Annotated in this window: 7 protein-coding genes; all 7 read right to left on the bottom strand. The window is 54.5% G+C overall.

Annotated elements, in window-relative coordinates; all coding sequences use genetic code 11:
- Nucleotides 1-92: 92 nt before the first annotated feature.
- The gene (locus tag B5D20_RS13295; RefSeq protein ID WP_200803518.1) at nucleotides 93-320 is read right to left on the bottom strand and encodes a hypothetical protein; all 228 of its coding nucleotides are present in this window, start codon (nucleotides 318-320) and stop codon (nucleotides 93-95) included.
- A gap of 148 nt (nucleotides 321-468) precedes the next feature.
- The gene (gene ruvA / locus B5D20_RS13285) at nucleotides 469-1,092 is read right to left on the bottom strand and encodes a Holliday junction branch migration protein RuvA (RefSeq protein WP_078666681.1); all 624 of its coding nucleotides are present in this window, start codon (nucleotides 1,090-1,092) and stop codon (nucleotides 469-471) included.
- Nucleotides 1,089-1,580, bottom strand: a complete 492-nt coding sequence (gene ruvC, locus B5D20_RS13280; RefSeq protein WP_078666680.1) for a crossover junction endodeoxyribonuclease RuvC — start codon at nucleotides 1,578-1,580, stop codon at nucleotides 1,089-1,091. Before ruvC ends, ruvA begins: the two co-directional genes overlap by 4 nt.
- A 73-nt stretch (nucleotides 1,581-1,653) precedes the next feature.
- The gene (locus tag B5D20_RS13275) at nucleotides 1,654-2,547 is read right to left on the bottom strand and encodes a radical SAM protein (protein WP_078666679.1); all 894 of its coding nucleotides are present in this window, start codon (nucleotides 2,545-2,547) and stop codon (nucleotides 1,654-1,656) included.
- Nucleotides 2,548-2,570: 23 nt separating this feature from the next.
- Nucleotides 2,571-3,386, bottom strand: coding sequence for a HesA/MoeB/ThiF family protein (locus B5D20_RS13270; protein WP_078666678.1), 816 nt, complete (start codon nucleotides 3,384-3,386; stop codon nucleotides 2,571-2,573).
- Between the two features lies 1 nt (nucleotide 3,387).
- Nucleotides 3,388-3,612 (bottom strand): MoaD/ThiS family protein, encoded by a 225-nt coding sequence (locus tag B5D20_RS13265; RefSeq protein ID WP_078666677.1) that lies wholly within the window; start codon nucleotides 3,610-3,612, stop codon nucleotides 3,388-3,390.
- A gap of 76 nt (nucleotides 3,613-3,688) precedes the next feature.
- A partial coding sequence (locus tag B5D20_RS13260) for an aldehyde ferredoxin oxidoreductase C-terminal domain-containing protein (RefSeq protein WP_200803517.1) occupies nucleotides 3,689-4,327 on the bottom strand: 639 nt, incomplete at its 5' end.

The raw sequence follows: 4,327 nt of genomic DNA, 5'->3' as shown, positions 1-4,327 counted from the left end.
CCGGTTTATGCTGACCTCCCGGTGAGAGTATAACTCCGCCTCCCGCGTCCTGTTAGGACGCCTACCGGTTTCTCCGACACCGGCTAACGGGGTCACCGTACGGACAGGGCCAATAACTTCAGGTCAGGCCAGACGGAGTTATACGCCTCCTGTTCACTCTGGGCAAGCCCGTTATGCACAGAAAGCCTCTCCTCCAGCCGCCTCAAGCAGGCCCTGACCCCACGGGTCATCCCTTTTCCTTCCCCAGGTCTATCAGGATTAACCTTCCGGGTCAGGTTTTGCTTGATTTGCGATACCAGTTGCCTGAGTTCTATAGTCACCCGTTCTTTTCCCAGGCCCGAAGCCTGTTCGGGTGTACACCTAATCTCTTTGCTGCTTCTCCAGTGGATAATAGTTCCATACTTTTAATGTTGTAAAACAGTTAAATACAATCAATTATAGTATAGTTTTGAAGCTGCTGCATACCTCCTATCCGGTTGCCAGATAAGCCAGTGCTTTTTTCAGAATCTCCTCAATGGGCAGATCCCCGGGCTCTTCAGTCAACACTGCCGCCACCGCCTGCCGGGCTTCCTGCGGCTGATAGCCCAGGGCCTCTAAGGCCAGAATCGCATCAGCAGTCGCTTCCATTTCCCCTTCTCTTCCTGTCGGCAGTTCCATATTAGCAGGCAGGGCCAGGTCTTCTCCCATCAGCTTTTTCAAGCGATCTTTCAACTCCAGCACCATTCTTTTGGCTGTTTTAGGACCAATCCCCGGTACAGAAGTTAGGGCCTTGACATTTTCCTCCATTACTGCGAGACAGAGGCCATCCTGGCCTAAAACCCCCAGACAGGCCAGAGCCCCTTTCGGTCCTATCCCTGCCACAGTTTGCAGTAACTCAAACAAATCCCGTTCCCCGGCTTTGGTAAAACCATAGAGGGACCAGCCTTCTTCCCGGACTTGCAGGGAGGTATGCAATAATGCTTCTTCCCCGATTTCCGGCAGAGCCCCCGCTGTCCGGGCATGAATATATACTTTATATCCTACGCCGTTTACATCCAAAAGGCAACTGTCCAGCTGGTTGGCTACCAGCTTCCCCCGTAGAAAAGCAATCATGACATCCTCCCCAGAAGCGAATAATTGGAATGAGCATGACAGATAGCCAGGGCCAGAGCATCGGCCACATCATCGGGTTTGGGCACCCCGGGCAAATTTAAAATAGCCTTCACCATGGCCTGGACCTGCTGTTTTTCCGCCCGCCCGTATCCTACCACTGCTTGCTTTACCTGCAGGGGAGTATATTCAAAAACCGGCAGCTCCGCCTGGGCACAGGCCAGCAGCACCGCCCCCCGGGCTTGCCCTACCGCCAGAGCAGTAGTGGTATTGCGGTTAAAAAACAATTCCTCTACAGCAACCTGGTTCGGTTGGAACTCCCGGATCAGAGCAGTGATTTCCTGGTGAATGACCAGCAATCTCCGGGGCAAATCCAGCTCCGGGGTAGTGCGAATACAGCTATAAGCCAGAGGGCGAAAACGGTTACCCAGGTACTCCACCACCCCGTAACCAGTGATGGCTGTCCCCGGGTCTACTCCCAAAATAATCATGCCGCTGCTTCCTCTCCAAACATAGTACAAATATAATATATTCGTCAGCGAATATTCGTTCTCCTGCTGCTTCTCAAAAAATTCCCAGAATCTCGCGGCCAGCCCCTAGTGCCTGCCAGTTCAACTGGTATGCCAGAGAAATTTCCGTATGAGCGGCAAAGCCGCAGAGGGCACAGGAAGGACCGCTAGTCCGATTGAGCAGGTAACAGCCCTGGCGATAGGTGCCGTCCGGGTCCACGTTGGCAATCATCCAGCTTTCACACTGCCAGCGGTTATCCTTAAGAGCCTCCAGGGCTGCCAGACTATCGGCTACCGGATAACCGGCCTGTTTTAAATTCTGCAATTCTGTCAGCACCCAGCGCCGCTCCTCCCAGTTGCAAAGCATATCTTCGCTTTCGGGATAAGGATAAAAAAACTGGATGGTAATCCCCTGCACTTTTCCGGCCAGCAGTTTGACCAGCTCCGGTATTTCCCGCACATTGTAGCGGTGAATAGTGATGTTGGCCAACACCCGGCTGCAGGCTGCCCTGATATGATCCATAATCCGGTCAAAACTCTTCCCTCGCCAGCAGTCATGGGTATCCGGCAGGCCATCGATACTGACCCAGTAGATGTCGGCCGGATAAATTAAAGGCTGTAAACCATTGGTAGTTACACCAACAGTGTAAAAATATTTTTTTGCCAGTTCAATTACATCCGCCAGGGTCTTTTTTCCATCCCGCCAGAGGGTTGGCTCCCCACCTTCCAGAATCAATAGCCTGATCCCTTCCTGCCGTAAAAAAGGAAAAAGATTCTGCAGCTGCCGCCAGCTCAGTTCTGGTCCAGGTCTGCGCCAGTAAGGACACTGGCGGCAGCGCAAAGAACAGCGGTGGGTTAGTTTAACCCCGGCTAAAATGGGTTGCTTGCGCTGTGAAAATTTGCTGACCAGATAATACCTGGCCAGATAGAATAAACGCCCGAGTTGCACTGTTTTACCCCTTTGCTCCCCTGTTATATTTCGATAATTTCCATCTCCATGGTTAACAGATTGATGGTCAGTAACCGTTGACTCAAAGATTCACCGGTCCTCAACAGGATTTTGGCCACTTCGGCCACTTCCAGGCTGGCTACCACCGCCGGTGTAAAAGCAGGGTTGCCCAGCTTTTTTTCTACTCCCTTGCTTTCAGCTCTTCGCCGGTAAATGCGTTCTACGGTTTCCTCCCCGGGAAACTGGGTAGTTACCTGGCCAAACCAGCCGCCAATTGCCCCGTGAACCAGGGGTAACTGCAACTCCCGGCAGACTGCCGCCAGTTCCAGGCGAGTATCAATATTGTCCAGGGCATCTACTACTACCTGGGCCCCTGCCAGCAGTTCCCTGCCATTGGCCTGGGAAAAGGCTTTTTGCTGCGGCACAACCGTTACAGCCGGGTTAATGCGGGCCAATCTTTCCGCCGCTACCATGACTTTGGGTCGCCCCAGGTCAGCCGGGGTAGACAGCAACTGGCGATTGAGATTGTGTTCCTCAAACCCATCGGGATCAATAGCATAGATCCGTCCCACCCCCAGGCGGGCCAGCTCTTCCAGAATATAGCCCCCTAAGCCCCCGCATCCAATTACAGCTACCGTGCTGCGTAACAAGGTCAGCTGGTCGGCCAGGGAAATGGTCTGCCGGTTACGTTGATAGCGGGCCGGCAGAAAACCAGCTTCCAGCGCCGCTTCTTCCACCTGGGCCAGGGTTAATTGAAAACGCTCGGCAGCCTCTACCTGGGCTGACCAGGGCAGTAAATCTCCCTGACAGTGCTGAGCCAGAAATGCTCTCAGGTCCATATTAGCCACCTCCTACCGGTGGGAACAGAGACAGCGTATCCCCATCTGTCAGCTGATGCTCCAGTTCTACATCCCGGCCATTGACCAGGATCAGGGCCAGCTCCTCCTCCGGAATGCCCAGTTCCTCCACAATTCGCCCTACCGTGGTTCCCTCCGGATACTCCCGGGTCTCCACCTTAAAGCGTCCGGTGCGTAAAGTCGCAAACAATTTTACCGTTACCTTCATCTGCCATCACCCTTTTCTTTTTATTATACCATAGAGAAAAGAGGACTTCCCAGTCCGGGAAGCCCTCTTTCTCTCTTTATAACCCCAGTTCCTGTCTCCTGGCCGCTGTTGGCACTCCGTTTTCATCCCAGCCCCGCACCTGGTAATAGACAGGCAACAGTTCTGCCAGCCGGTGCACACTGCCCTTGGACGGCCCGTCCGGAATGGGCTCTTCCAGTAAACGCCGGGGCAGGGTATCGTCCTGAGCGGTATAGCCCTCCTGCAGGTTGAACAGGCGCTCATTGTTCCAGATCCGTTCCCCGCAGGCCAGCAGTTGTTCTGCTGTCAGGTTTTCCCCGGTGGCGGCATTATACAGGTCGGCATAATCCTGCGCCCCCAGGGCAAAGGAGGTGAACAGGCACAGCCCCAGGCTGTCGATTACTGCCGTCAGGTCCTGGAATACCTTCACCCATTCCGCTTTCCCCTCCAGGGAGAACCGGTCCAGTTTCTCCGGCAAGCCCAGAATTTCCGGGGAAATCATGTAACCCCGCACATGGCAGCCACCCCGGTTGGAGGTAGCATACTGCAAACCATGGCCCTGCACACCCCGCGGGTCATAGGCCGGCAGTTCCTGCTTCTTGACCGCCATCGCCAGCTCCGGATGGCCATAGGCCTCACACAACCGGGCGGAACCCAGCGCCAGTTTGGCCCCCAGGCCTTCCCCGGCTCCCATCTT

Source organism: Carboxydocella sporoproducens DSM 16521, from assembly GCF_900167165.1.
In the GTDB taxonomy this organism is placed as follows: domain Bacteria; phylum Bacillota.
This window is presented reverse-complemented; position numbering and strand designations above follow the sequence as displayed.